Raw genomic sequence first — 25,123 nt, 5'->3', positions numbered from 1 at the left:
GCCTAGACCCTAGATGCGCAGCTCCGAAAGCCCGCCCTCGAAGCCGGTCAGCTTCCAGGTGCCCTCCACCTTGGTGAAGGTGAGGAGGCAGGGGCCGTCCTTCTCGCGGGTGGCGCAGACGCGGCCGTCGGGCAGCGGCTTCAGCGCGCCCGAGATGGCCACCGGGCCGGGGATCTTCGTCTGCGGCGTATAGCCGTAGCGCTCTGCCACCAGACGGAAGACCTGCGGCTGGACGAGGGTCTCGCCGGCCAATTCGGCCAGGCTGGGCGCGAGCGCCGCGGCCAGGCCGCCGAACCGCTGGTCCTTGGCCCCCTCCGCCACCAGCTTGGCCTGGATCTCGCGCTTCAGGGCCGCACGGTCGACGTGAGCGTCGAAGGCGGCCTGGTCGTTGTCTCGGATGGACAGCAGCAGGGCGTGCACGTCGGCCGCCGCGTCGAGCTTCTTGCCCGTGGCGCAGCCGGTCAGCGCCAGGGCCGCCATCCCGAGAACGATCGCACGCATGTCCAACTCCGTGGGTTCAGGCTCCTACATAGGAAACAAACGCGGCTACATCACGGCTCCGATTCCGGCGCATGATCGGCGGACATCGACAGAGGAGGCCGCGCCATGGCGCTCGAAGCGCCTGTGTTGGAGACCGATCGCCTGGTGCTCCGGCCGTTCACGCCGGATGACTACGAGCTGCTGGCCGACCTGCATTCCGACCCCGAGGTGCAGCGGTACATCGGCGGGCCCTGGCCGCGTGAGGCGATCCAGGGCCGGCTCGACGCCTATGTCGCCGATCAGGCGAAGTACGGTTTCTCGAAGTGGAAGGCCCATCTGCGCGACGGGACGTTCGTGGGACGCTGCGGCGTCTCCTATTGGGCCCGCAAGGGGGAGTTCGAGCTGGGTTACAGCTTCCGCCGCATCGCCTGGGGGCGGGGGCTGGCCACCGAGGCGGCCCGGGCGGTCGCGGCGCGGTTCTTCGAACTCAGCACAGAGCCGCGCCTGCACGGCTTCACGGCAGTCGAGAACCTGGGTTCGCGCCGGGTGCTGGAGCGGATAGGCATGCGCCACACGGGCGACGAGGACCTCGGCCTCGGCGGCCTGAGCGCGCTCTACCTGATGGAGCGGCCCTGACAGCAGGAAGCCCCGGAGGGTCGCTCCGGGGCTTCGAACCTTCCGCGGCGAAGCGGCGGCCTAGAGGCTCCGCTTGACCTCCTCGAGGGTGAAGCACTCGATGGTGTCGCCCGCCTTGATGTCCTGGAAGCCGGCGAAGTGCATGCCGCACTCCTGGCCCGACTGGACCTCGTTGACCTCGTCCTTGAAGCGCTTGAGCGTCTGCAGGGTGCCGAGCTCGAGCACCACCACGTCCTGGCGGATGATCCGGACGCGGGCGCCCTTGCGGACCACGCCGTCGGTGACGCGGCAGCCGGCCACGCGGCCCACCTTGGTGATGTCGAAGACCTGCAGGACTTCGGCGTTGCCCAGGAAGGTTTCGCGCTGGATCGGAGCCAGCATGCCCGAGAGCACGCCTTTGATGTCGTCGATCAGGTCGTAGATGATCGCGTAGTAGCGGATCTCCACGCCCTCGCGCTCGGCCAGGTCGCGCGCCTGCTTGGAGGCGCGGACGTTGAAGCCGAGGATCGGCGAGCCGGCGCCCTTGGCCAGCATCACGTCGCTCTCGCTGATCGCGCCCGCGCCCGACAGGATGATCCGCGCGCGGACCTCGTCCGTGCCCAGCTTGTCGAGCGAGGCCACGATGGCCTCCGCCGAGCCCTGCACGTCGGCCTTGATGATGACCGGCAGCTCGGAGACCTTCTTGTCGGCGAGCTTGGCCATCATGTCCGCGAGCGAGGCGCCCTGGACCGGAGCCCCGGCCTTCTCGCGCTTCACGCGGGTGCGGTATTCGGTCAGTTCCCGGGCGCGCGCCTCGTTCTCCACGACCGCGAAGGGCTCGCCGGGATCCGGCGTGCCGTCGAGGCCGAGGATTTCCACCGGCACCGAGGGGCCGGCGGCGTCGAGCTGTTCGCCGCGCTCGTTGAGCAGGGCGCGCACGCGGCCGAAGTTGGAGCCCGCCACGACGATGTCGCCGCGCTTCAGGGTGCCGCGCTTGACGAGCACCGTGGAGACGGCGCCGCGGCCGCGATCCAGCTTCGCCTCGATCACCACGCCGTCGGCGGTGCGGTCGGGGTTGGCCTTCAGGTCAAGGATCTCGGCCTGCACCAGGATGTTCTCGATCAGGTCGTCGAGGCCCATCTTCTGGGTCGCAGAGACTTCCACGGCCTGGGTCTCGCCGCCGAGGCTCTCGACCACGATCTCGTGCTGCAGCAGCTCGTTGATCACGCGCGTGGGGTCGGCGTCCGGCTTGTCGATCTTGTTGATCGCCACGATGATCGGCGCGCCCGCGGCCTTGGCGTGATTGATGGCCTCGATCGTCTGCGGCATGACGCCGTCGTCGGCGGCCACCACCAGGATCACGATGTCGGTCACGTTCGCGCCGCGCATCCGCATGGCGGAGAAGGCGGCGTGGCCCGGGGTGTCGAGGAAGGTGACCTTCTGGCCGTTCTCCAGCCGCACCTGGTAGGCGCCGATGTGCTGGGTGATGCCGCCGTGCTCGCCCGACACCACGTCGGTGGAGCGCAGGGCGTCGAGCAGCGAGGTCTTGCCGTGGTCGACGTGGCCCATGACGGTGACGACCGGGGGCCGCGGCTCCAGGTGATCGTCGAGATCCTCGGCGCCGATGAAGCCCTCTTCGACGTCGGCTTCCGAGACGCGCTTCACGGTGTGGCCGAACTCGGTGGCCACCAGCTCGGCGGTGTCGTTGTCGATGACGTCGTTGATCTTCAGCATCACGCCCTGACGCATCAGGAACTTGATGATCTCGACGCCCCGGATGGCCATCCGGTTGGCCAGCTCGCTGACCGTGATGACGTCGGGAATGACGACTTCGCGGGCCACGCGCGCCACTTCCTGGACGCCGCCCTTGCGCTTCTCCCGCTCGCGTTCACGCGCCCGGCGCACGGAGGCGAGCGAACGCATCCGCTCGGCGCCCTCGGCGTCGCCGGCGACGGTCTGGATGGTCAGGCGACCTTCGCGTCGGGTCGGCGCGCCCTTGGCGCGGCTGATCGCCTTGCCGGGGCCGGCGTCGCGGCGGCGGTCGTCCTCATCGGGACGGCGGTCCATGACCGCGCCGCCGGGCCGCGGGGCCTGGCGGGCGGCGCGCTGCACTTCCGGCGTGGCCGGCGGAGCGGCCGGGCCGACGCGCGGGCCGCGGGGGCCGGCGCCGGGGCCGCGGGGGCCGTCGCGCGGACCGGTCGGACGCGGCGCGAGCGCCGAATAGCGGACGGTGCCGCCGCCTTCCGGACGCGGACCCCGGTCGCCGTCGCGCGGCGGACGGGAGTCGCCGCCCGGACGCGGGCCGCGGTCGTCGCGCGGCGGACGCGCGTCGGGGCGCGGCGCGCGCTGGTTGAAGCTGGCGCCTTCGAACCGGCCGCTGGAGGGCGGGCGGTAGGTGGTGGTGCTCGGCCGGTCGTCACGACGGTCCGGCGAGGGCTGGTAGGTGCGGGTCTGGCCGGCGCCGGTGGGGCCGCGCGGCGCGTCGGCGCGCGGAGCGGCCTGCGGCGGCGGGGCGGCCGGTCGCGGCGTCTGAGGCGGCGGCGGAGCCGCGGCGGCCGGCGGGGCCGGAGCGACGGCGGCCGGCGGGGCCGGAGCGACGGCGGCCGGAGGCGGCGCGACGGGCTCGGCCGGAGCCGGCGTGGGGGCCGGAGGCGGCGGCGCGGCGGCCTGCTGTTCGGCGGCGCGGGCGCGGGCGGCCGCTTCGGCCTCGGCGCGGGCGCGCTCCTCGCGGGCGCGGCGCTCCGCCTCCTGCGCGGCCTGCTGCTGGCGGGCGAGCTCGATCGCCCGGGCGCGCGCGGCGCGCTCCTCGGGCGACAGCCCGTCGCCGGGGGCGCCGGCGGGGCCGCCCTGGCGCGGGGTGGACGGGCCCTGCGGCCCGCGGGTGTCGAAGACGCGCTTCTCGGCGGACGACGGCGCGGCGAGGTTCCCGCCGGCCGGCGCGTGGGTGCGCGGCCGCTTGGTCTCCACGACCACTGTCTTCGAACGGCCGTGGCTGAAGCTCTGCTTCACCGTGCCGGCGCTGACCGATCCGGCCCCGCGGGGCTTGAGGGTCAGGGGCTGGCGTCCGCCCGGGGCGGAGGGTCGGCCGTTGTTGTTCTCGTCGCTCATGCGCTCGCTTTACTCACCGGCCGGCGGATCCGGCCAAACGGATAATCGAATAGAGGCGCCCGGGGCTTGGGGGCCCCGTTCGCCTCAAGGCTCCTCGCGCCAACTCTCAGGAAGGAGCGGACTAAAGCCCGCCAGCCGATGGACGTCCTGGGCCCAACGATCGGCGGCTCGCCCCGCAAGGAAGGCGGTGTGTATCACATTCTCCAGTCCCAAGGCCAAACCCAATTCGGACGCCGTGAAGACGCCGACCAGGCCGGGCGGGCGGGACTGTCTGCGGGCTTGCGCCCAAAGCTTGCGGCGGCCGTCCGCGGCGCCGTCCGACGCCTCGATCAGCCAGGCGGCCTTGCCGGACTGGATGGCGGCGGAAACCTTCTCGAAGCCCGAGGTAAGGTCGCCGCCCTTCCGTGCAAGACCCAGGGCCGACAAAACCCGCCGCCGGAGCAGGGATTCCACCTGGTCGGCGAGGTCCGGCGGGGCCTGGAGCTTCGCCTTGGCGGCGCGGCTGAACAGGCCCTTCCTGGCCGCGGTCTCCACGGAGGCGCGGTCGGCCGCGACCCAGAGGCCGCGGCCAGGCAGCTTGCGCGCCAGGTCGGGGACGACGGCGACGCCGTCCGGTCCGGGCACGAACCGGATCAGGCGCGCCTCCTCCATCACCTCGCCGGAGACGATGTCCCGCCGCTCACGGGCGGCTTCGGCCAGGGTTCGAGCCTCAGATGCGCTTTCCATGAGCGGGCACCTTCCTACCGCTCATTCCCGCGAAGGCGGGAACCCAGGGTTTGTTCGTTGCGGCGCAAGGACCGGAACCTCGTCGAAGGTGAAACTCAGGAACGGAAAACGCTTGGACCCCCGCTTTCGCGGGGGTGAGCGGAGTCTGGGTTACGCGTCGCGCGCCTCACCGGCCATTTCGGCTTCGGCGTAGGCTTCGGAGTCCTCGATGGGCTCCTCCTCGATCTCCGGCTCCGGCGGCGCCTCGACCCAGCCCATGGCCACGCGGGCGCGCATGATCAGGGTCTCGGCGTCCTGCGGATCGAGGCCGAAGCTCTCCAGGATGCCGGCCTCGCGGACGCGCTCCCCGTTCTTGGTCTCGAACCAGCCGCGGAGGTCGTCGGGCACCAGGCCGGCGAAGTCCTCGACGGTCTTCACGCCGCCTTCGCCCAGGGCGACGGCCATGGGCAGGGTGACGCCTTCGATCTCCAGCACGGCGTCCTCGACGCCCAGTTCGCGGCGCTTGGCGTCGTACTCGGCGGCTTCCTTCTCGAGGTAGTCGCGGGCGCGGGCCTGGATCTCCTCGGCGGTGTCCTCGTCGAAGCCCTCGATGGCGGCGACTTCCGAGTTGTCCACGTAGGCCACGTCCTCGACGGTGGCGAAGCCTTCGGTGACCAGCAGCTGGGCGATGACCTCGTCCACGTCCAGGGCTTCCTGGAACAGCGCCGTGCGCTCGGTGAACTCGCGCTGGCGGCGCTCGCTCTCCTGGCTCTCGGTCATGATGTCGATCTGCCAGCCGGTCAGCTGCGAGGCCAGGCGGACGTTCTGGCCGCGGCGGCCGATGGCGAGCGACAGCTGCTCGTCCGGCACCACGACTTCGACGCGCTCGTCCTCCTCGTCCATGACGACCTTGGAGACCTCGGCGGGGGCGAGCGCGTTGACGATGAAGGTCGCCTCGTCCTGGCTCCACTGGATGATGTCGATCTTCTCGCCCTGCAGCTCGGCGACCACCGCCTGCACGCGGGAGCCGCGCATGCCGACGCAGGCGCCGACCGGATCGATGGAGCTGTCGTTGGAGACCACGGCCATCTTGGCGCGGCTGCCCGGGTCGCGGGCCACGGCGCGGATCTCGATGACCCCGTCGTAGACCTCCGGCACTTCCTGGGCGAACAGCTTGGCCATGAAGCCGCCGTGCGCGCGGCTGAGCAGGATCTGCGGGCCCTTGGTCTCGCGGCGGACGTCGTAGATGTAACAGCGGATCCGGTCGCCGATGTTGAAGTTCTCGCGCGGGATCGACTGGTCGCGGCGCATGATGCCTTCGCCGCGGCCGAGGTCGACGACCACGTTGCCGTATTCGACGCGCTTCACCGTGCCGTTCACGATCTCGCCGACGCGGTCCTTGTACTCCTCGTACTGGCGCTCGCGTTCGGCCTCGCGGACCTTGCCCGTCACCACCTGGCGGGCCATCTGGGTCTGCACCCGGCCGAACTCGAAGGGCGGCAGGATCTCCTCGTAGGCCTTGCCCACGAAGGCGTCCTTGTCGGTGCGCTTGGCGTCCGACAGGCGGAGGACGCCGGCGGGCTCTTCCACCGGGATCTCCTCGCCGTCCTCGCCTTCCGTCATGCCAAAGGTGGCGTCGTCGGCGACCACGGTGACCACGCGCTTGACGGTCGTCTCGCCGGTCTTGGGGTCGATCTTGACGCGGATGTCGTGCTCGGCGCCGTAGCGCGAGCGCGCGCCCTTCTGGATCGCCTCCTCGATCGCCTCGATGACGATCTCCTTGTCGATCGACTTCTCGCGGGCGACCGCCTCGGCGATCTGGAGGAGTTCAAGCCGGTTGGCGGAAATGCCGGTCAGGCTCATGGGTGGGTCCTTCTACTCGGAAGTCGTCTGTTGTTGTTCGGCCGCGAGGCGGGCGGCGCGGATGTCGGCGCCCCGCTTCATCAGCTCGTCGGAAAGCACCAGCTTGGCCTCGGTGATCCAGGCGAAGGGGACGAGCGCCGTCTCCGCCTCGCCGTCGAGGTCGATGGCCACCTGGTCGCCCTCGACGCCGGCCAGCACGCCCTTGAAGCGCTTGCGGCCCTCGGCGAGGCGGTCGAGTTCGAGGCGGGCCTCGTAGCCCTCGAAGGTCTCGAAGTCCTTCAGCCGGGTGAGCGGCCGGTCGACGCCCGGCGAGGAGACCTCGAGGACGTACTCGCCGGAGATCGGGTCGGCGGCGTCCATGACCTCGGAGATGGCCCGCGAGAGGCGCGCGCAGTCCTCGACGTTCATGTCGCCGTCGGACGGCCGCTCGGCCATGATCTGCAGGCGCCGCTGCTCGCTGCCGCCCATCAGGCGCAGCCGGACGATCTCGTAGCCCGCGGCCTCGGCGACGGGGTCGAGCAGCTCCAGGAGCTTCAGGTCTTCTGCGGTCTTCCCGCGCATGGCCGAGCTTGGCCTCCGGCAAAGAAAAAAGCGGCCGGGCCGGAGCCCGCCGCTTGAAAGCGCCATCCAGCGCTATCAGCGATGTTGGCGGGGAATATAGCGGGGGATCAGGGGTTTGTCAGCCCTCTGGATTCGACGGCGCGGCGGGCCGCCCGCGAACGCGGGCGCCCGCCCTTCGCCCTACCTCACCACCGACACCCGGACGAAGGCGCTGCGGCCCGTCCCCGGCAGGCGCGAGCCCAGGGGAACGTCGGAGCCGGCGATCTGATTGTGGCCGGCCAGGTGGTCCGAATAGCGGCGGTCCAGGAGGTTCTCCACCCCGGCCGACAGACGCACGCCGTCGGCCACCCGCCAGTCGCCGGACAGGCTGAACAGGGCGTAGCCGCCGGTGCGGTGCTCCGAGTTGGCGCGGGAGACCTTGCCCTGGTCCGCGACCACGCGGGTCTCGGCCGTGACGCTCCAGCGCTCGGCGTCATGACTGAGGGCGGCCGTCAGGCTGGGCGGGGACACCCGGTAGAGGTTGTCCGCGACGTCCGGGCGTTCGCCACGGACATAGGACGCCACGCCGTCGAGCCGCCAGCCCCCGTCGAGCCGGACGCCCGCGGCCATGTCCAGGCCGTAGAGCCGGGCGTCGACGTTGGCGAAGCGCAGCGGCGTGGGATCGCCGCTCATGGCGGCGACGCGCTCCTGCAGGGTGTCGGGCACGCCGGGCGTGGCGTCGAAGGCGACGCCCTGGATGTAGTTGTCCACCTCGCGGAGGAAGACAGTCGGGCGGATGTAGGCGCGAGCGTCCGCATAGTCGAAGCCTGCCTCGGCGATCCAGGCGACCTCCGGCTCCAGGTCGAGGTCGCCGACGTAGATGTTGCCGTCGGCGAGGCCGCCGCTGGTGCTGGTGGGCAGCCAGCCGAACCGCTCCACATAGCCGGCGACCCGGGTCTTGCGCGCCAGGGTGAGGCGCCAGGAGAGGCCTTCGCGGGGCGGCGTCCAGACGCGGGCCACGGCGTCGAGCGTGATGTCCTCGCGTCGGCGGTCGGCGGCGTTGAAGGCCTGGGCCAGCATCACCGGCCCCGCCGCCACGGCCGGGCCGGTGACGGCGCGGCCCGCCTCGGTCTCGTGCCGGTCCGCCCGCAGGCCGAATTCGCCCTCGAAGACGCCCAGTGGCCCGGTCCACTCTGCATAGGCGCCGGCCCGGCGGTTCCCGACGTCGGGCAGGGTCACGACGAGGAAGGCGGGGTTCATCGGGTTGCCGATGAAGACGTTGCGATCCTGGTCCTCCAGGTCGGCGCCGACCCTCAGCCGGCCGCCGGCGACAGGGCCAGACACGGCGGCCTCGGCCGAGCGGGTGACCGCCTCCGCCAGGGCCTCCCGCCGCTCCATGGCGCCGGGCGCCGGGCGCAGGTCGAAGTTGTTCATCGCGTGGTCGACCTCGGCGTAGCTGAGCGCCGCCTCGAGCCGCAGGTCGCCGTGGGATCCGACGTAGCCGAGCCGCGCGAAGTCCGCGTCGAAGTAGCGGATGTCCATCGGGAACGGCGGGTTGCCGGTGGGAGCCGTGTGCTGGCGGCGCAGGTCGAGCGCGAACTCGTGACCGCCGGACCTGCCGCCGGCCGACAGGCCATGGACGCTGCGCTCGTAGCGCGAGGCGCGGATCGTCCCGCCGGGGAATTCGGCGTCCCGGCCCCGTTCGTACGAGCCCAGCAGGTTCGCGCGCCAGTGACCGGTCGCCACGCCCACGATGCCGCCGGCCGCGTGGCTGTCGTCGGCGGTGCGGGTCTCCGCGCTCAGGTCGTAGGCCAGGCGGACATCGGTCCCGTCGCCGAAGCCCACGCGCTTGAACACCGCGTTCATCCCGCCGGCCAGGCCCGGTCCGTTGCGGACCGGGCTGACGCCGCGATCCACCTCCAGGGCGGCCAGCAGGGCGGTCGGTGCATAGTGGAAGGGCGGGTCCATGAGGTTGGGCCCGCCCGAGGCGAACCTCTGGCCGTCCACACGCAGGTTGAGCCGGTGACCGAACAGGCCGCGGTACTGGGCCTGGCCCGACAGCGCCCCGTTGCCGACCCGTGCGCCGCCCGGGATGCGGGCGAGGAGGGCTGTGGGATCGGGGCCCTCGATGGGCCGCGGCGCGGCCGTGTCGAGGAGGGCGGTGGTCGTGGTCGCCCGCGGCGCGGTGACCACGATGATGTCCACCAGCGGCGTATCCTGGGCGAGGGCGGGGGCAGCGACGAGGGCGGCGAGCGCAGCCGTGGCGAGGAGACAAGGTTTCATGATGATGCAGTCCCTGGCGCGCCGTCGGGCGCGTCCATTTCAAGCGTGCTGAGGCCGGACCACGGCGGCCGCGGTCCGGTGCGGAACCGCTCGCGCGAGGGCGCGGCGGGTCAGGTCGGCAGGTTGGGGGGACCGCGGGCAGGGAGCGGCGGCGCGGCGAGGCCGCGGCCGGGCGCGAGATGGACCAGGGGTCGCGGCGCGATGGCCTGGAAGCTCGCGAACTCGACGAGGTCGGGCGCGACGAGACCGGGCGGCGGCGCGAACTGGGCGGCGGCGGCGAACGCGCAGGGCGCGCCGTCCGCGGGCTGTCCCCCTGGCTGGCCGTCGGGATCGGACGCTTCGCCGCTGGGCGCGCCCGCGTCGACCGTGACCATGCCCTGTGCGGTGCAGAGCACCAGCGGGAACGGCGTGTGGTGGACGGGCCCGGCCACCATGAAGCCAGGCGGCACGAGGACCTTCAGCACGACCGCGAGGCAGGCCAGGACGAGCCAGAGGCCGGGGACGTTCCGTTTATGGCGTAAGGCGAAGCTCACGCGGGGTTCCTACCGCAAGGCCGGGTCGCTGTCTTCCGCGCGCTTCAGCGCACTCTCCGGAGGCTACCCGCCTCGAAAGGCGGGCGTCGCCTCAACGGTTTCGACCGGGGACCTTTACTCCCGGCGGGAGTTCGCCCACAGAGCCGGCCTCTTCCTTTTGTGTGTCTTCCCGAAAGGCCAGCTCCCCATGGACCTCTCCAAGATCCCCGTCGGCGAGAACCCGCCGTACGACGTCAACGCCGTCATCGAGATCCCGCAGGGCGGCGAGCCGGTGAAGTACGAGCTGGACAAGGAGTCCGGCGCGATCTTCGTCGACCGCTTCCTGCACACGGCGATGTTCTATCCCGGCAACTACGGCTTCATCCCGCACACCCTGGCCGACGACGGCGACCCGATGGACGTCATCGTGGTGGGGCCGACGCCGGTGGTGCCGGGCGCCATCATCCGCTGCCGTCCGGTGGGCGCGCTGATCATGCGCGACGAGGCGGGCGGCGACGAGAAGATCCTCGCCGTGCCGGTGGACAAGCTCCACCCGTTCTACCTGGGCGTGGATTCCTGGCGGGCCCTGCCCACCATCCTGACCGAGCAGATCGCCCACTTCTTCAAGCACTACAAGGACCTGGAGAAGGGCAAGAGCGTCGAGATCGTCCGCTGGGCCGACGCCGCCGAGGCCGGCGAGCTGATCAAGGCCTCGATCGAGGCCTACAAGGGCTAAGGCCTCAGGTCCGCACGAAGTCCAGGAACACCGGGGCGCAGTCGCCGAGGCGCTTCTCCTCGTAGCGGGTGGTGACGTGGTCGGCGGGCGGAGTCCGCCAGTCGGCCGCGCGGTCCGCCGCCCAGCGGAAGGCGGGATTGGCCGTTAGCCGCTCCAGGCTCCAGTCCACATAGTCCGCCCAGTCGCTGGCGAAGCGCAGCTTCCCCCCCGGCTTCAGCACGCGCGCCAGCTCGGCCACGACGTCCGCCTGCAACAGGCGGCGCTTGTGGTGGCGCGCCTTGGGCCAGGGGTCAGGAAAGAGGATGAACACCCGGTCGAGGCTCGCGTCCGGCAGGTGGGACAGGAGCTCGCGGGCGTCGCCGTCCTTCACCCGCACGTTCGTCAGGCCCTGCTCGTCGATGTGGCGGAGCGCGCTGGCCACCCCGTTCTGGAAGGGCTCGGCGCCCAGGATGAGGACGTCGGGATGCTTCGCCGCCTGGGCGGCCATGTGTTCGCCGCCGCCGAAGCCGATCTCCAGCCACGCCTCCCGGGCCTCGGGCATGAGCGCGCGAGGGTCGAACGGTTCGGCGGGCATGCGGATCTGCGGCAGCAGGGTGTCCATCAGGGCGGCCTGGCGCGGCTTGATGGCGCGCGACTTGATGCGGCCGAAGGACCGGAGCGGCGGGTGGGCGTCGGACATGGGGGTGGGCTCTATCCCAGGGCGCGGCTGGCGGCGAGGGCCGCGATGACGGCGAAGGCGATCCAGACGAAGATCACGGCCGCCGCGGCCCAGCGGCTCACCGGCCGGCCGGCGGCCGCCTCGGCGGCGGCGCGGTGCTCGGCCAGCACCTCGCGGGGGATCAGTCTCAGCGCGAGCCAGAGGCCGAGCGGGACCAGCAACAGGTCGTCGAGATAGCCCAGCACCGGAACGAAGTCCGGGATCAGGTCGATGGGCGAGAAGGCGTAGGCCGCCACGCCGACCGCCACCACCTTGGCGTACCAGGGCGTGCGGGGGTCGCGGGCGGCGAGCCAGACGGCGTGGGCGTCGCGCTTCAGGGCGCGCGCCCAGCGCCGCAGGGCGTGGATCAGGCCAGGCCCTTGAGGGACTCCACCAGGTCGGTCTTCTCCCAGGAGAAGCCCCCCTCGTTGTCAGGCGTGCGGCCGAAGTGGCCGTAGGCCGCCGTGCGGGCGTAGATCGGCCGGTTGAGGCCCAGGTGCTCGCGGATCGCGCGCGGCGTGGCCCCGCCGATCAGCTCGGGCAGCGCCAGCTCCAACTTGGTCGGGTCGATCTCGCCGGTCTCGTGGAGATCGACGTAGAAGCTGAGCGGCTCGGCGACGCCGATGGCGTAGCTGATCTGGATGGTGCAGCGCCGGGCCAGGCCCGCGGCGACCACGTTCTTCGCAAGGTAGCGGCAGGCGTAGGCGGCCGAGCGGTCCACCTTCGTCGGGTCCTTGCCGGAGAAGGCGCCGCCGCCGTGCGGGGCCGCGCCGCCGTAGGTGTCGACGATGATCTTGCGGCCCGTGAGGCCGGCGTCGCCGTCCGGGCCGCCGATCTCGAAGCGGCCGGTGGGGTTCACGTGCCACTTGGTCTTCTTGGTGATCAGGCCGGCCGGGAAGATGCTCTCCACGTAGGGCCGGATCTCCGCCTCGATGCGCTTGGGCGTGGCCATGTGCAGGCCGAGGCGCTTCTTGTGCTGGGTGGAGACGACGATCTGCAGCACCTCGACCGGGCGGCCGTTCTCGTAGCGCAGCGTGACCTGGCTCTTGGCGTCTGGCTCCAGCACGGCGCACTCGCCCGAGTGGCGGACCTCCGCCAGGCGGCGCAGGATGTTGTGCGAGAACTGCAGGGTGGCCGGCATCAGCTCCGGCGTCTCGTCGCAGGCGTAGCCGAACATGATGCCCTGGTCGCCGGCGCCCTCGTCCTTCTTGTCGGAGGCGTCCACGCCCTGGGCGATGTGGGCCGACTGCTCGTGCAGGTGGCAGGCGAACTTCGCCTTCTGCCAGTGGAAGCCCTTCTGCTCGTAGCCGATGTCCTTCACCGCGGCGCGGACCTTGGGTTCGAGGCTGCGGACGATCTCCTTGGTGAGCGCCTTGTTCTCGGCCTTGGAGCCGCCCGGGCGGCCGGCGCGAACTTCGCCCGCCAGCACGATCCGGTTGGTGGTCACCAGCGTCTCACAGGCCACCCGGGCCTCGGGCTCGACGCTCAGGAAGGCGTCGACCACGGTGTCGGAGATCCGGTCGGCGACCTTGTCCGGGTGGCCTTCGGACACGCTCTCGCTGGTGAAGATGTAGTTGGAACGGCTCAAGGACGGGCTCCGGAAAGGAACTGAGGCGCCGCCCCCCGGCGGGCGCCCGGCTACGAGGTCCGAAAGCCTATAAAGAAATCTTTATGTCCCGCCAAGCGCCCCGTCGGCGGCGCGGCGTCGCGCCCCCCACCCGCGGCTGCCGTCGCGGGGGCCTCAGGCGCCGGTGACGGCCGGATCGTCCGCCATGATGCGGACCAGCTCCAGGATCTTGCGGCGCACGCGGGGCTGTCCGATCCGCGGAAACGTCTGCGCCAGCTCCATGCCCTCGGGCGTCAGCAGGAAGTCCTGCACGGTCTCGCTGGACGGGCCGTTGGAGCCGCGGGCGCCGGAGCCCTCGGCCAGCCCCTCGTAGAAATAGGCCACCGAGGTATCGAGGGCGCGCGCCATCTCCCACAGCTTGGACGCGCTCACCCGGTTGGCGGCGCGCTCGTATTTCTGCACCTGCTGGAAGGTCAGGCCGATGGACTCCGCCAGCTTCTCCTGGCTGACGCCCAGTTCCTTGCGGCGCATCCGGATGCGCAGTCCCACGTGACGGTCCACGGGATTGGGGCCGTGGTCGGGATCGGCGAGCTTGTCCATGCCGCTCATTACCCAAGCTTCCTGGGAAGGGGAACAGGTTGACGGCCCTGTCACCTTATTTCGGTCGGCGAACCCGGTACGCGATGGCGGGAAGCGCTGACGCCAGCAGAAGAAGGATAAGGGGCAGGTCTCCAACCCGTCCGTAGACGGTTGGTTTCAAGGCGGCCGGAAGCTGGGCGTCGATGACGCCGAGCTCGCCCAGGCCGAGCCGGGCGCCGGGCTGGATCCGTCCGTAGGCGTCGATCACGGCGGAGACGCCGGTGGGTGTCGACCGGACGATCGGCAGGCCCTCCTCGATCGCCCGGTAGCTGGCCAGGTTCAGGTGCTGCAGCGGACCGCTGGTCTGGCCGAACCAGGCGTCGTTGGAGACATTGAGGATCCAGGCCGGCCGGACGCCGCTCCTCAGGGCGCCCGAGCGGGTGAACCCCGGGAACAGCGCCTCGTAGCAGATCAGCGGCTGGACCGCGGGCACGCCCCACGGCGCGACCGGGGCCGGCGGCGCGCCGGCGGTGAAGTCCTCCGGCATGTGCACGAGACTGCGGAAGCCGACCTTGGTGGCGAGTTCGCCGAGCGGAATGTACTCGCCGAATGGCACCAGCCGGTGCTTGTCGTAGACGCCGGTGACCCGCAGGCCGTCGGCCTCACGCCGCAGGGCGACCAGGGCGTTGAAGTAGCGCGCGTCGCCGTCGGCTGTGACCTCCGCGCGGTTGGCGCCCATCAGCAGGGTCTGGCCCTCGGTCAATCCGGCGACCAGCCGCGGGCCGTAGGGCGAACCCGGGGCCAGCAGCTCATCGATCACCGCCGGCAGGGCGCCCTCGGGCCAGACGACGATCTCCGGCGGCCGGGCCGCAGGTTTCCGGGAAAGGCGCAGGTAGGTGTCGAAGATCAGGTCGAGGTTCTCCGGACGCCACTTGTCCTTCTGGTCGATGTCGGCCTGGACGATGCGGATCAGGGGGGCCTCGGCGGCCGGTTTCACGGCGTTGGAGAGCCGCCCGAGGCCGAAGGCGTAGAGACAGGCCAGCGCGCCGACGAAGGCGGCGGCGGCCAGGGCCCGGACCTTGCGGTCGAGGGGATCGAACAGGACGGCGGGCGCCGCGGCGATGGCGACGGTCAGCCAGGTGAGGCCGTAGGCGCCGACGACGGCGGCGGCCTGCGAGGGCGGCGAGCCCGCGGCCCAGCTCTCGCCCGGCAGGTTCCAGGGGAACCCCGTGAAGATGTGGCCGCGCACCCACTCCAGCAGCGAGAAGGCGCCGGCGAAGACGAAGACCCGAGACAGCCGCCAGCGCGCCTCGGGCCGTGGGCCGAGCAGGCGGTAGAGCAGGGCGGCCAGACCCCAGAACAGCGCCAGGCCGCCGGCCATGAGGATCAGGGCGAAGGGGGCCATCCAGCCGTGGACGGCGGCGTCGACGAGGAAGGCCTCCACCACCCACCAGACGCCGATCGCGAAATAGCCGACGCCGGCCAGCCAGCCACGGAAGAAGGTCGAGCGCAGCGGCCGGGGCGTCTCGGCGTCCAGCATGTTGAGGATCAGCGCATAGCCCAGCAGCCCCGGCAGGACGCCGAACGGCGGGTGGGCGAGGCCGGCGGCGAGGCCGGCGCTCAGCGCCCACAGACGCACCGCCCAGGGCGAGAGTCGGCTGACCACGGGCTCAGGCCTGCGCGGCGGCGGCGCGGCGGACGCGCACCCGTTTCACGCGCCGCGGGTCGGCGGACAGGACGTCGATCATGAAGCCGCCCGGGTGCTCGATGCGCTCCCCGCGCTGGGGCACGCGGCCGGCGAGGGTGTTCACGAGGCCGGCGACGGTGTCGATCTCCTCGTCCACCTCCTCGGGGGCCAGGTCGACGCCCTCGCCGATGGCCGTCTCCAGGTCCTCGAGCGGCGTGCGGGCGTCGACCACCCAGCCCTGCTCGTCCTCGACGATCGGCGCGACGCCGTCGTCCCCCTCCTCGTCGTGCTCGTCCTCGATCTCGCCCACCAGGGTCTCCAGCAGGTCCTCGAGGGTCACCAGGCCGTCGGCGCCGCCGAACTCGTCGATCACCAGGGCCATGTGGCTGTGCCGGCTGCGCATCATGGCCAGCAGCTCGGCGGCGCGCATGGACGGCGGCACATAGAGCAGGGGCCGAACGAGCTGGTAGCGGCCCATGAGGATCTGGTCCTCGGGCTTCGGCCGGCGCGTCTTGCGGGCCAGGAGCTTGAAGACGTCCTTCACGTGGATCACGCCGACGGGCTCGTCGATGGTCTCCCGGTAGACGGGCATGCGGCTGTGCTCGGCCTCGACGAACCGCGCCACCACCTCGGCGAAGCTGCAGGAGCGGTCGATGGCCACGATGTCGGCGCGCGGCTTCATCACGTCCTCCACGCGCAGGTCCTGGAAGGCGCGGGCCTGGCTGACCAGTTCGCCGGTCGCCTGGGCGATCGGTTCGGACGGGCCGCGCTCCGGCGGCGCGGCCGGGCCCCGGAAGAGGTTGAAGAGCCCCATCAGTCCCCGACGGCGGGGCTCGGGACTACTCGGAGGGTCAGGGTCGGTCATGGTCTCCCTCGCCGGCCGCGTAGGGGTCAGGAATCCCCAGTCCGGCCAGGACGACACGTTCGAGGCCTTCCATCGCTTCGGCCTCCGCTTCGGTCATGTGGTCGTATCCTAGTAGGTGGAGCACCCCGTGCGCCACCAGATGCTGCAGGTGGTGGGCCAGCGGCTTGCCCTGCTCGGCAGCCTCGCGCGCACAGACGCCATAGGCCAGCGCCACGTCGCCCAGGTGCTTCTCCGGGTTCGGCGGCGCCGGAAACGACAGCACGTTGGTGGCTGAATCCTTGCCGCGGAAGCGGGCGTTCAGCTCGCGGACGGCCTCGTCGTCGGTGAGCAGCAGGGTCACCCCCTCGCCCACGGCGCCCTCGGAGTCGAGCACCGCCCGGGCGGCGCGCACGGCCAGCGCCTCGGAGCCCGGCAGGCTGCGGGTCCAGGCCTCGTCCTCGATCTCGATGTCGATCACCGGTGGCTTCCGTTCACCGATCGTCCGGGCCCTTGTCGCCGCGGCTGCGCGCGGCGTCGGCGTCGTAGGCGCGCACGATCCGCTCCACCAGCGGGTGGCGCACCACGTCGGCGGTGGAGAACCGCACCACGCCGATGCCCTTCACGCCGTCGAGCAGGCTGACCGCGTGCGCCAGGCCGGAGTCGCGGGCGTTAACCAGGTCCACCTGGCTGGGGTCGCCGGTCACCACCATGCGCGCGCCCTCGCCCAGACGGGTCAGCACCATCTTCATCTGCAGGCGCGTGGCGTTCTGCGCCTCGTCGACGATGACGAAGGCGTGGGAGAGGGTGCGGCCGCGCAGGAAGGCGATGGGGGCGACCTCGATCTCGCCCTTCTCCCGCCGACGGCGGAGCTGCTCGGCCCCGAGGATGTCGGTCAGCGCCTCCCAGACGGGGGCCATGTAGGGGTCGACCTTCTCGTTCATGTCCCCGGGCAGGAAGCCCAGGCGCTCGCCGGCCTCGACGGCCGGGCGGGAGACGATCAGGCGGTCCACCTCGCCGCGCAGCAGCAGGCCCGCGCCGTGGGCGACGGCCAGGAAGGTCTTGCCTGTGCCGGCGGGCCCGAGCCCGAAGACCAGCTCGCACTGCGAGAGCGCCTGCAGGTACTCGGCCTGGGTGGCCGTCTTGGGCGCCACCTGGCCGCGGCGCCCGACGGGCAGGGACCCCGGCGGGCCGCCCGCTCCGGTGCGCGCCTGGCCTATGGCCACGCGGACGTCGGCTTCGGAGATCTCCAGGCCCTGGTCGGCGCGATCGGCGATCGCCTGAACGGCCTTCTTCGCCTGCGCGCGGCTCTTGGAGTCGCCGGACAGCGAGACCCCACCGCCCGGCGTCTCCACGAGCACGCCGAAGGCGTCCTCGATCAGGGCGGCGTGACGGCTGTTGGCGCCGGCCACCGCGCGGGCTGCGGCGTCGGAAAGGGTGATGAATTCGGGCGCTCGGCTCAAGCGGGCTCCAGTTCCCCGGTGGACGCGAGGACCCCGGCCAGACTGTTCCGAGCGGCCTCCTCGATCTTCACTGTAACGATCTGGCCGATCAGACGATCCGGCGCCTGCACGTGCACGGACTGCAGGTAGGGGCTGCGGCCGATCAGCTGGCCGGGATGACGGCCGCGCTTCTCGAACAGCACCGGCAGGGCCTTGCCGGCCTGGGCGGCGTTGAACGCCATCTGCTGTTCCTCGAGCACGGCGTTGAGGCGGGCCAGGCGCTCGTCCTTCACCGCTTCGGCCACCTGGCCCGGCATGGCCGCGGCCGGCGTGCCCGGACGGCGTGAGTACTTGAAGGAGAAGGCGCCCGCGTGGCCCACCTCGCGGACGAGCTGCAGGGTGGCCTCGAAGTCGGCGTCGCGCTCGCCGGGGAAGCCCACGATGAAGTCGCCGGAGATGGCGATGTCGGGCCGGGCCGCGCGGATCTTCTCGATCAGCCGCAGGTAGCTCTCGGCCGTATGCGCCCGGTTCATGGCGCGCAGGATCCTGTCGGAGCCCGACTGCACCGGCAGGTGCAGATAGGGCATCAGCTCCTCCACCTCGCCGTGGGCGGCGATCAGGGCGTCGTCCATGTGGCGCGGGTGGCTGGTGGTGTAGCGGATGCGGTCGAGGCCGGGGATCTTCGCCAGCTGCCGCACCAGGCCTGCGAGCCCGCCCTCGCCGGCATAGGCGTTGACGTTCTGGCCCAGCAGGGTGACCTCGCGCACGCCCTTTTCGGCCAGGGCGCGGGCCTCGGCCTCGACGGCTTCGGCCGGGCGGCTCCACTCGCCGCCGCGGGTATAGGGCACCACGCAGAAGGTGCAGAACTTGTCGCAGCCCTCCTGCACGGTGAGGAAGGCGGTGACACCGGTCGGCCGGCGAGCGGTCGACAGGGCGTCGAACTTCTCCTCGGGCGCGAAGTCCGCGGCCAGGCGCTCGCCGCGGGCCCGGTGCGCGCGGGCGATCAGCTCGGGAAGCTGATGGTAGGCCTGCGGGCCGACCACGAGGTCCACCGCCGGCTGCCGGCGCATGATCTCCTCGCCCTCGGCCTGGGCGACGCAGCCGGCGACGACGATGCCGAGCCGGGGCCCCCCGGCCTCGGCCTGCGCCTGGCGCAGTTCCTTGAGCTTGCCGAGCTCGGAATAGACCTTCTCGGTGGCCTTCTCGCGGATGTGGCAGGTGTTCAGCACCACCAGGTCCGCGCCCTCGGGGCTGTCCGTCATGCCGTAGCCCAGCGGGCTGAGGACATCAGCCATCCGCTCGCTGTCGTAGACGTTCATCTGACAGCCGTAGGTCTTGATGTAGAGGCGCTTGCGGGGCGCGGTCTCGGACATGGCCCGCGTTATGGGGACGAGCGGGGGCGGGTGCAAGTTTCACGCCCCTTCGCGCGGCCTCACTCCTCGATGGGCATGCCGTAGAGCTCGAGGCGGTGGTCCACGAGGCGGTAGCCGAGCTTGCGGGCGATGGCCTCCTGCAGGGCCTCGATCTCCGGGTCCATGAACTCCACGACCTTGCCGGTCTTCATGTCGATCAGGTGGTCGTGGTGCTCGTCGTGATGCTCTTCGTAGCGGGAGCGGCCGTCGCGGAAATCATGGCGCTGGATGATCCCGGCCTCCTCGAAGAGGCGGACCGTCCGGTAGACGGTGGCGATGGAGATGTGCGGGTCGATGGCGTGCGCCCGGCGGTGCAGCTCCTCGACGTCGGGGTGGTCGTGCGCCTCCGACAGCACGCGCGCGATGATCCGGCGCTGCTCGGTCATGCGCATGCCCTTGTCGACGCACAGCTTCTCGATACGGTCCGGCACAGCCAAGGCTCCAGGCTCCTTACGTTGCGGAGGATAGGTCTAAGAGGACGCGGGCGTAAGGTCGAGCCGCATCACAAGCGCGTCCACCCGGCCCTCGGGGCCGCGGTCGTAGTAGCCGCGCCGCAGTCCGGCGCGGCGGAAGCCCAGCCCGGCGTAGAGCGCCGCGGCGGGCGCATTGTCGGCGGCGACCTCCAGGAAGGCCGCGTCGGCGCCGGCCTCGCGCGCCGCGGCGAGCGCCGCCGTCATCAGGGTCCGGCCCAGGCCCCGTCGGCGCAGGGTGGGATCCACCGCGATCGTCAGGACCTCCATCTCGCCCGCGGCGACCCGGCAGAGCGCCATGCCCGTGGCGCGGCCGCCCTCCCGGGCGATCAGGCCGAACACGCCGGGTCCGGCGAAGAGTTCCGCGAAGGCGGCGGCGTCCCACGGATGGGGAAACCCCAGCGCGTGCGCCTCGGCCAGGGCCGCTGCGTCTTCGGCGGTGGCCCAGTCGAGGGTCACGCCGGCAGCCGTGCGTCGGGCGCGCGCAGGTAGAGGGGACGGAGCGGGGCGGCGGCCTTGCCGCTGGCGAGCCTGGCCACGTGGCGGGCGTCGGCGCCTTCCATCTTGATGAGCCGCGCGCCCGGGGAAACGCCCGCCAAGAGCGGCCCGCCGGAGCCCACGAGCGTCAACGGCCGGCCCATCGCCAGTTCCGCCAGGCGTGCGGCGGCGACGTGGACGGGCAGGACGTCGGGCGCCATCAGGGCGCGGCCGTCCTCGAAGCCCTGCAGGTAGACCTGGTCGCGGCGGGCGTCGACGGCGGCGAACGCCAGACCCCCGGCCTCCGCGGCGAGCGCTTCCAGGGTGCCGACGCCGGCGGTTGGGACGGCGAGCGACGCGCCCAGCCCCTTGGCGAAGGCGACGCCGACCCGAAGGCCCGTGAAGGAGCCCGGACCCACCGTCACGCCGATGCGCTCCAGCCGGTCGAAGGAAAGGCCGGCCTCGGCCATCACCCGTTCGGCCATGGGCGCCAGCCGTTCCTGGTGGCCGCGCGCCATCACCTCCGAGGCGTAGGCCAGCACGCGGCCGCCGTCGGTGACGGCGACCGAGCAGGCGGTCAGGCAGGTGTCGAGGCCGAGGACGATCACAGGCGGCGGTTAGACGATCCGGCGGGCGCCGGAAAGCGTCAGCCCAGGGTCTGCTCGACCCGGGTCACTTCCGGGACGTAGTGCTTGAGCATGTTCTCCACCCCGGCCTTGAGCGTGGCCGTCGAGGACGGGCAGCCGGAGCAGGCGCCCCGCATGTTCAGCCAGACGACGCCGGTGTCGGGCTCGAACTTCGCGAACAGGATGTCGCCGCCGTCCTGCGCGACGGCGGGACGGATGCGGGTGTCCAGCAGGTCCTTGATCTCGGCGACGATCTGGGCGGTCTCGCCTTCGTAGACGCCGTCGTCGTGGCCGCCCGACTGCCCCTCGGCCTCGCCGGCGAACAGCGGGCGGCCGGAGGTGAAGTGGTCCATGATCGCCGCCAGCACCGGCGCCTTCAGGTGCGGCCAGTCGAACGAGGGGTGCTTGCCCACGGTGATGAAGTCGGGGCCGAAATAGACCCGCACCACGCCCTCGATGTCGAACAGGTCGGCGGCCAGCGGGGAGGCCTGGGCCTCCTCCGCCTCGCGGAAGTCGCGCGTCCCCTCGGCCATGACCTCGCGGCCGGGCAGGAACTTCAGAACCTCGGGATTCGGGGTCGGCTCGGTCTGGATGAACATGGGCGAGATGTGGGCTCGGCGAGCCCGGAAAGCAACTTTTCCGTCCCGGTGGCGGGACGCAGAGGTCACGCCAGGTCGGCGATCTCCTCGTCGCTGAGGTCGCCGGGCACCAGGGTGACGGGCACCTTGCGGTCGCCCCACTTCACCCCGTCCTTGGCGATGGAGGCGACGAGCGGGCCGGGCCCGCGGCCGCCCGCCGCGGCGGCCAGCACCAGGATCTTGATGTCGGGATCCTCGGCGATGACCTTCTTCAGGCCGGCCCGGGCGTTGTCCGCATTGATGATCAGGAATTCCGGCGGGTAGCCGGTCTCCGCCTGCACGAAGCCCGCGACCTCTTGGAGCAGGGCCTCGGCCTCGTCCCGAGCCTGGCGCTCGATCTCCTCGCGCACGCCGCTCCAATGTTCGAAGAGGGCCGGCTCGATGATGCGCAGGATCGCCACGTGTCCGCTGGTGGAGCGGGCCCGGCGGCAGGCGAACTTCAGCGCCGCCATGAACTCCGGCGTGTCGTCGGCGACGACCAGGAACTTTCGTGCGCTCATGGGCGGACGGTGCGGCCAAGTTCGGCGCGAGGCAAGCTCACCCCGCCCAGAAGCCCACCAGCCGGCGCACCTCGGCCATGGTGGGGGTCGCCACCTCCCGGGCCCGGGCCGCGCCGTCGGCGAGGATGCGGTCGATCTCCGCGGGGTCGGACAGCAGGCGGCGCATCTCGCCGCCGATCGGACCCATCACCGCGACGGCCAGGTCGGCCAGCTTCGGCTTGAAGGCGCCGAAGCCCTGGCCGGCGAACTCCGCCAGCACCTCGGCCTCGCTGCGCCCGGCCAGCGCCGCATAGATGCCCACCAGGTTGCGGGCCTCCGGCCGCTCGGCCAGGGCCTCCATCGTCTCCGGCAGCGGCTCGGGGTCGGTCTTGGCCTTGCGGATCTTCTGGGCGATGGCGTCGGCGTCGTCGGTCAGGTTGATCCGCGAATTGTCCGAGGGGTCGGACTTGGACATCTTCGCCGTGCCGTCGCGCAGGCTCATGATCCGCGCGCCGGGTCCCTGGGTAAGGGGCTCGGGCAGGGGGAAGAAGCCCGGCGCTTCGTAGTCGTGGTTGAACTTTCCGGCGATGTCGCGGGTCAGTTCGAGGTGCTGCTTCTGGTCCTCGCCCACGGGCACCTGGGTGGCCTTGTAGATCAGGATGTCGGCCGCCTGCAGCACCGGATAGGTGTAGAGGCCGACGCTGGCGCGCTCCTTGTGCTTGCCGCTCTTCTCCTTGAACTGGGTCATGCGGTCGAGCCAGCCGAGGCGGGCGACGCAGTTGAACACCCAGGCGAGCTCGGCGTGCTCGGGCACCGCCGACTGCGGGAAGATGGTGGCGACCTTCGGGTCGAGCCCGGTGGCCAGGTAGGCCGCGGCGATCTCGCGGACCTGGGTCTTCAAGAGCTTCGGGTCCTGCCAGACGGTGATGGCGTGCAGGTCGGCCACGAAGATGAAGGTGGGGATCTCGTGCTGCAGGCGCGCGAACTTCACCAGGGCGCCGAGGTAGTTGCCCAGGTGCAGGTCGCCGGACGGCTGCACGCCGGAGAGCACGCGTGGCGGGCCCGCGTAGGGGGCCGGAGCTTGGTCGGTCATGATGTGAGGCTTCTGGACGGAACGGACAGGCGGGCGCAAGGCCCGAGGTGACGGGTCAGACGGTCAGCGCCATCGCCAGGTGTTCGTCGTCATGGGCGAGCCGATACCGCCGCCCGCGCCTCAGAGCAAGTCCGCGGGCGGGGCGGGGTCTCCCTTGCGGCGGCGGAGCAGGGCCTTGGCCTCGGCCGGCGTCACTCCGCCGAAGGCGAACAGCAGCACCGGATAGAGCCCGAGGCCCACCGCGCTCAGCAGCAGGACGCCCACCTCCTTGGCCGGCAGGCCGGCGGCGGCGATCGGCGCCTCCAGGAGGCTGCGGTAATGGACCGCCACGACCAGCAGCCCGCCCAGGATCAGGCTGGCGGCGGCCACGCGGCCGATCTTGAACAGGGCGGTCGCAGAGGGGCGGTAGACGCCGCGCCGGCCGAGCGTCACCCACATCTGGATCACCGTGATCCAGGCCGCGATGGAAGTGGCCGCCGCGATCCCCCAGAAGCCCACGGTGTAGAAGAGGGCGACGCCCAGCGCGATGTTCACGCCGACGCTGATCAGCGAGAACCGCATGGGCGTGCGGGTGTCCTGCCGGGCGAAGAAGGCCGGCTGCAGTATGCGCAGCAGGACGAAGGCCGGCACGCCCCAGCCGTAGTGGAAGAGCAGCTGGCCGGTGGCGACCGCGTCGGCGCGCACGAACTCGGCCCGGGTGAAGAAGCCGTCGATCAGGTAGAACGGCATGGCCATCAGAGCGGCGGCCGCGGGCAGGCTGAGCGCCAGCGCCCAGACCAGGCCCTGGTCCATGGCCGTCTGGGCGTCGCCGTGGTCGTCCTTCTGCAGGGCGGCGGAGAGGCGGGGCAGCAGCGCCACGCCGATCGCCACCCCCACCAGGCTCATGGGCAGCTGGTAGAGTCGGTCGGCGACGTTCATCCACACGCGCAGGCCGTCCACCTGGGAAGCCAGGATGCCGGAGATGAAGATGTTGATCTGGGTGGCGCTGTTGGCGATGGCCGCGGGCACGGCCAGGCGGATCATCGCCTTCATCTCGGGCGTCAGCTTCGGCCGCACGAGCCGGATGCGGCCGCCGGACCGCCGGGCGCCCCACCAGCAGAGCGCCGCCTGGCCGATGCCGGCGACGATCACCCCCCAGGAGGCGGCGTAGGCGGCCTGGATTGGGTCCTTCTGCGGGATCACCACGGCCAGCATCACGACATTGAGGATGGTCGGGTAGAAGCCGGAGATGATGAACCGGCCGTGGGCGTTCAGCACGCCCGAGAACAGGGCGGCGATGGCCATGCACGGCAGGTAGGGCATGGTGATCTGGGTGAGGATCACCGCCAGCTTGAATTTGGCCGGATCGTCGGCGAAGCCCGGGTTGATGAGGTACATCAGCCACGGCATGGCGAGCTGGCAGGCGATGCAGAGCGCCACGGTGGCGGCGGCGACGGTGGCCAGGGCGTCGGCGGCGTAGCGGTCGGCCTCGGCCTCCCCCTCGGCGGCGAGCTTGCGCGAATAGCCGGGCACGAACGCTGCGGCGAAAGCGCCCTCGGCGAAGATCCGGCGGAACAGGTTCGGGAAGGCCAGCGCCGTGTAGTAGGCGTCCGCCGCGATGGTCTGGCTGGCGCCGAGTCGGGCCGTGATCACCAGGTCGCGGGCCAGGCCCATGATCCGGCTGACCAGGGTCAGGGCGGCGAAGATGGCCGAGGACCGGATCAGCCCGCCCGACTTGGCGGTTCGCGACTTGGCGGGCGGCTTGCTCACGGTGGCGTTGGTCGGCTGAGTGGCGGCCGGCGTCAAGCGTCCGCGGCGCCGCGCCGAAGGTCTTCCGGCGCCGTTGGCGCGCAGAACCTCAGGACGGGACGCCGATGTCCTCGTTCCAGAGACCCGGCCGCTCTGCGATGAAGCGGCGCATCAGCGCCACGCACTCCGGATCCTGCAACACCTCCACCTCGACGCCGCGGGCCCGGAGAAGCTCCTCCTCGCCGAGGAAGGTCTGGTTCTCGCCGACCACCACCCTCGGGATCCCGTACAGCAGGATCGCCCCGCTGCACATCGGACACGGCGACAGCGTCGTGTAGAGCACCGCCTCGCGGTAGACCTGCGCCGGCTGGCGGCCGGCGTTCTCGAAGGCGTCCATCTCGCCGTGCAGGATGGCGCTGCCCTTCTGGACCCGGCGGTTGTGGCCGCGGCCGATGATCCGGCCCTGGTGGACGATCACCGACCCGATGGGGATCCCGCCCTCGGCGAAGCCCTGCTCCGCCTCCTCGATCGCCGCGCGCATGAAG

Annotated in this window: 25 protein-coding genes and 1 pseudogene; 2 read left to right on the top strand and 24 right to left on the bottom strand. The window is 71.6% G+C overall.

Features of this window, described 5'->3' with window-relative positions:
* Positions 1 to 9: 9 nt before the first annotated feature.
* Positions 10 to 501 (bottom strand): DUF2939 domain-containing protein, encoded by a 492-nt coding sequence (locus V7Z97_RS00340; RefSeq protein ID WP_334160627.1) that lies wholly within the window; start codon positions 499 to 501, stop codon positions 10 to 12.
* Between the two features lie 105 nt (positions 502 to 606).
* Between V7Z97_RS00340 and V7Z97_RS00335 the strand changes: the two genes are divergently transcribed.
* Positions 607 to 1,116: a GNAT family N-acetyltransferase gene (locus V7Z97_RS00335; RefSeq protein ID WP_334160625.1), complete on the top strand. Its 510-nt coding sequence runs from the start codon at positions 607 to 609 to the stop codon at positions 1,114 to 1,116.
* Between the two features lie 60 nt (positions 1,117 to 1,176).
* Here V7Z97_RS00335 and infB read toward each other — a convergent pair whose 3' ends face one another.
* The 6 genes from infB to V7Z97_RS00305 all read right to left on the bottom strand — a co-directional run bounded on the left by infB (position 1,177) and on the right by V7Z97_RS00305 (position 10,127).
* A complete protein-coding gene (gene infB / locus V7Z97_RS00330) occupies positions 1,177 to 4,203 on the bottom strand; it encodes a translation initiation factor IF-2 (RefSeq protein WP_334160624.1) in 3,027 nt (1,008 codons plus the stop codon).
* Positions 4,204 to 4,287: 84 nt separating this feature from the next.
* Positions 4,288 to 4,929 (bottom strand): RNA-binding protein, encoded by a 642-nt coding sequence (locus V7Z97_RS00325; protein ID WP_334160623.1) that lies wholly within the window; start codon positions 4,927 to 4,929, stop codon positions 4,288 to 4,290.
* 150 nt (positions 4,930 to 5,079) lie between these two features.
* Complete coding sequence (nusA, locus tag V7Z97_RS00320) at positions 5,080 to 6,771, bottom strand: transcription termination factor NusA (protein ID WP_334160622.1); 1,692 nt, start codon at positions 6,769 to 6,771, stop codon at positions 5,080 to 5,082.
* A gap of 12 nt (positions 6,772 to 6,783) precedes the next feature.
* On the bottom strand, positions 6,784 to 7,332 hold the full coding sequence (gene rimP, locus V7Z97_RS00315; protein ID WP_334160621.1) for a ribosome maturation factor RimP: 549 nt from the start codon (positions 7,330 to 7,332) through the stop codon (positions 6,784 to 6,786).
* Positions 7,333 to 7,512: 180 nt separating this feature from the next.
* The gene (locus V7Z97_RS00310; protein ID WP_334160620.1) at positions 7,513 to 9,594 is read right to left on the bottom strand and encodes a TonB-dependent receptor; all 2,082 of its coding nucleotides are present in this window, start codon (positions 9,592 to 9,594) and stop codon (positions 7,513 to 7,515) included.
* Between the two features lie 110 nt (positions 9,595 to 9,704).
* Positions 9,705 to 10,127 carry a DUF2946 family protein gene (locus tag V7Z97_RS00305; RefSeq protein ID WP_334160619.1) on the bottom strand — a complete coding sequence of 141 codons (423 nt, stop codon included), beginning with the start codon at positions 10,125 to 10,127 and terminating at the stop codon, positions 9,705 to 9,707.
* Positions 10,128 to 10,314: 187 nt separating this feature from the next.
* Here V7Z97_RS00305 and ppa point away from each other — a divergent pair, with 187 nt between their 5' ends.
* The gene (ppa, locus tag V7Z97_RS00300) at positions 10,315 to 10,842 is read left to right on the top strand and encodes an inorganic diphosphatase (RefSeq protein WP_334160618.1); all 528 of its coding nucleotides are present in this window, start codon (positions 10,315 to 10,317) and stop codon (positions 10,840 to 10,842) included.
* 4 nt (positions 10,843 to 10,846) lie between these two features.
* On the opposite strand, the gene trmB is transcribed toward ppa, so the two are convergent.
* The 17 genes and pseudogenes from trmB to V7Z97_RS00215 form a co-directional block, all read right to left on the bottom strand.
* Complete coding sequence (gene trmB, locus V7Z97_RS00295; RefSeq protein ID WP_334160617.1) at positions 10,847 to 11,521, bottom strand: tRNA (guanosine(46)-N7)-methyltransferase TrmB; 675 nt, start codon at positions 11,519 to 11,521, stop codon at positions 10,847 to 10,849.
* Between the two features lie 11 nt (positions 11,522 to 11,532).
* Positions 11,533 to 11,895 (bottom strand): annotated as a pseudogene (locus V7Z97_RS00290) (YkvA family protein); the annotation flags it as partial.
* Positions 11,896 to 11,906: 11 nt separating this feature from the next.
* Positions 11,907 to 13,127, bottom strand: a complete 1,221-nt coding sequence (gene metK / locus V7Z97_RS00285) for a methionine adenosyltransferase (RefSeq protein ID WP_334160615.1) — start codon at positions 13,125 to 13,127, stop codon at positions 11,907 to 11,909.
* 153 nt (positions 13,128 to 13,280) lie between these two features.
* Positions 13,281 to 13,706: a helix-turn-helix domain-containing protein gene (locus V7Z97_RS00280; RefSeq protein WP_334160932.1), complete on the bottom strand. Its 426-nt coding sequence runs from the start codon at positions 13,704 to 13,706 to the stop codon at positions 13,281 to 13,283.
* A gap of 55 nt (positions 13,707 to 13,761) precedes the next feature.
* On the bottom strand, positions 13,762 to 15,351 hold the full coding sequence (lnt, locus tag V7Z97_RS00275; protein WP_334160614.1) for an apolipoprotein N-acyltransferase: 1,590 nt from the start codon (positions 15,349 to 15,351) through the stop codon (positions 13,762 to 13,764).
* A gap of 4 nt (positions 15,352 to 15,355) precedes the next feature.
* Positions 15,356 to 16,237 (bottom strand): CBS domain-containing protein, encoded by an 882-nt coding sequence (locus tag V7Z97_RS00270; RefSeq protein ID WP_334160612.1) that lies wholly within the window; start codon positions 16,235 to 16,237, stop codon positions 15,356 to 15,358.
* The gene (ybeY, locus tag V7Z97_RS00265; protein WP_334160610.1) at positions 16,224 to 16,694 is read right to left on the bottom strand and encodes an rRNA maturation RNase YbeY; all 471 of its coding nucleotides are present in this window, start codon (positions 16,692 to 16,694) and stop codon (positions 16,224 to 16,226) included. The genes V7Z97_RS00270 and ybeY overlap by 14 nt, the downstream gene beginning before the upstream one ends.
* 13 nt (positions 16,695 to 16,707) lie before the next feature.
* On the bottom strand, positions 16,708 to 17,676 hold the full coding sequence (locus V7Z97_RS00260; protein WP_334160608.1) for a PhoH family protein: 969 nt from the start codon (positions 17,674 to 17,676) through the stop codon (positions 16,708 to 16,710).
* Complete coding sequence (gene miaB, locus V7Z97_RS00255; protein WP_334160606.1) at positions 17,673 to 19,028, bottom strand: tRNA (N6-isopentenyl adenosine(37)-C2)-methylthiotransferase MiaB; 1,356 nt, start codon at positions 19,026 to 19,028, stop codon at positions 17,673 to 17,675. Before miaB ends, V7Z97_RS00260 begins: the two co-directional genes overlap by 4 nt.
* A gap of 59 nt (positions 19,029 to 19,087) precedes the next feature.
* On the bottom strand, positions 19,088 to 19,459 hold the full coding sequence (locus V7Z97_RS00250; protein WP_334160931.1) for a Fur family transcriptional regulator: 372 nt from the start codon (positions 19,457 to 19,459) through the stop codon (positions 19,088 to 19,090).
* Positions 19,460 to 19,537: 78 nt separating this feature from the next.
* Complete coding sequence (rimI, locus tag V7Z97_RS00245) at positions 19,538 to 19,996, bottom strand: ribosomal protein S18-alanine N-acetyltransferase (RefSeq protein ID WP_334160605.1); 459 nt, start codon at positions 19,994 to 19,996, stop codon at positions 19,538 to 19,540.
* Positions 19,993 to 20,619: a tRNA (adenosine(37)-N6)-threonylcarbamoyltransferase complex dimerization subunit type 1 TsaB gene (tsaB, locus tag V7Z97_RS00240; RefSeq protein WP_334160929.1), complete on the bottom strand. Its 627-nt coding sequence runs from the start codon at positions 20,617 to 20,619 to the stop codon at positions 19,993 to 19,995. The genes rimI and tsaB overlap by 4 nt, the downstream gene beginning before the upstream one ends.
* 41 nt (positions 20,620 to 20,660) lie before the next feature.
* On the bottom strand, positions 20,661 to 21,239 hold the full coding sequence (locus V7Z97_RS00235; protein ID WP_334160603.1) for a NifU family protein: 579 nt from the start codon (positions 21,237 to 21,239) through the stop codon (positions 20,661 to 20,663).
* 65 nt (positions 21,240 to 21,304) lie between these two features.
* Complete coding sequence (locus tag V7Z97_RS00230) at positions 21,305 to 21,778, bottom strand: universal stress protein (protein ID WP_334160600.1); 474 nt, start codon at positions 21,776 to 21,778, stop codon at positions 21,305 to 21,307.
* Positions 21,779 to 21,815: 37 nt separating this feature from the next.
* Positions 21,816 to 22,850, bottom strand: coding sequence for a tryptophan--tRNA ligase (trpS, locus tag V7Z97_RS00225; RefSeq protein WP_334160598.1), 1,035 nt, complete (start codon positions 22,848 to 22,850; stop codon positions 21,816 to 21,818).
* A gap of 120 nt (positions 22,851 to 22,970) precedes the next feature.
* A complete protein-coding gene (gene murJ, locus V7Z97_RS00220) occupies positions 22,971 to 24,599 on the bottom strand; it encodes a murein biosynthesis integral membrane protein MurJ (RefSeq protein WP_334160597.1) in 1,629 nt (542 codons plus the stop codon).
* A gap of 88 nt (positions 24,600 to 24,687) precedes the next feature.
* Complete coding sequence (locus tag V7Z97_RS00215) at positions 24,688 to 25,119, bottom strand: nucleoside deaminase (RefSeq protein WP_334160595.1); 432 nt, start codon at positions 25,117 to 25,119, stop codon at positions 24,688 to 24,690.
* Positions 25,120 to 25,123 lie beyond the last annotated feature (4 nt).

Source organism: Phenylobacterium sp., from assembly GCF_036821595.1.
Taxonomy (GTDB): Bacteria; Pseudomonadota; Alphaproteobacteria; order Caulobacterales; family Caulobacteraceae; genus Phenylobacterium.
Note: the sequence above shows the minus strand (reverse complement) of the source record. Positions and strands in the feature narration are given on the sequence as shown.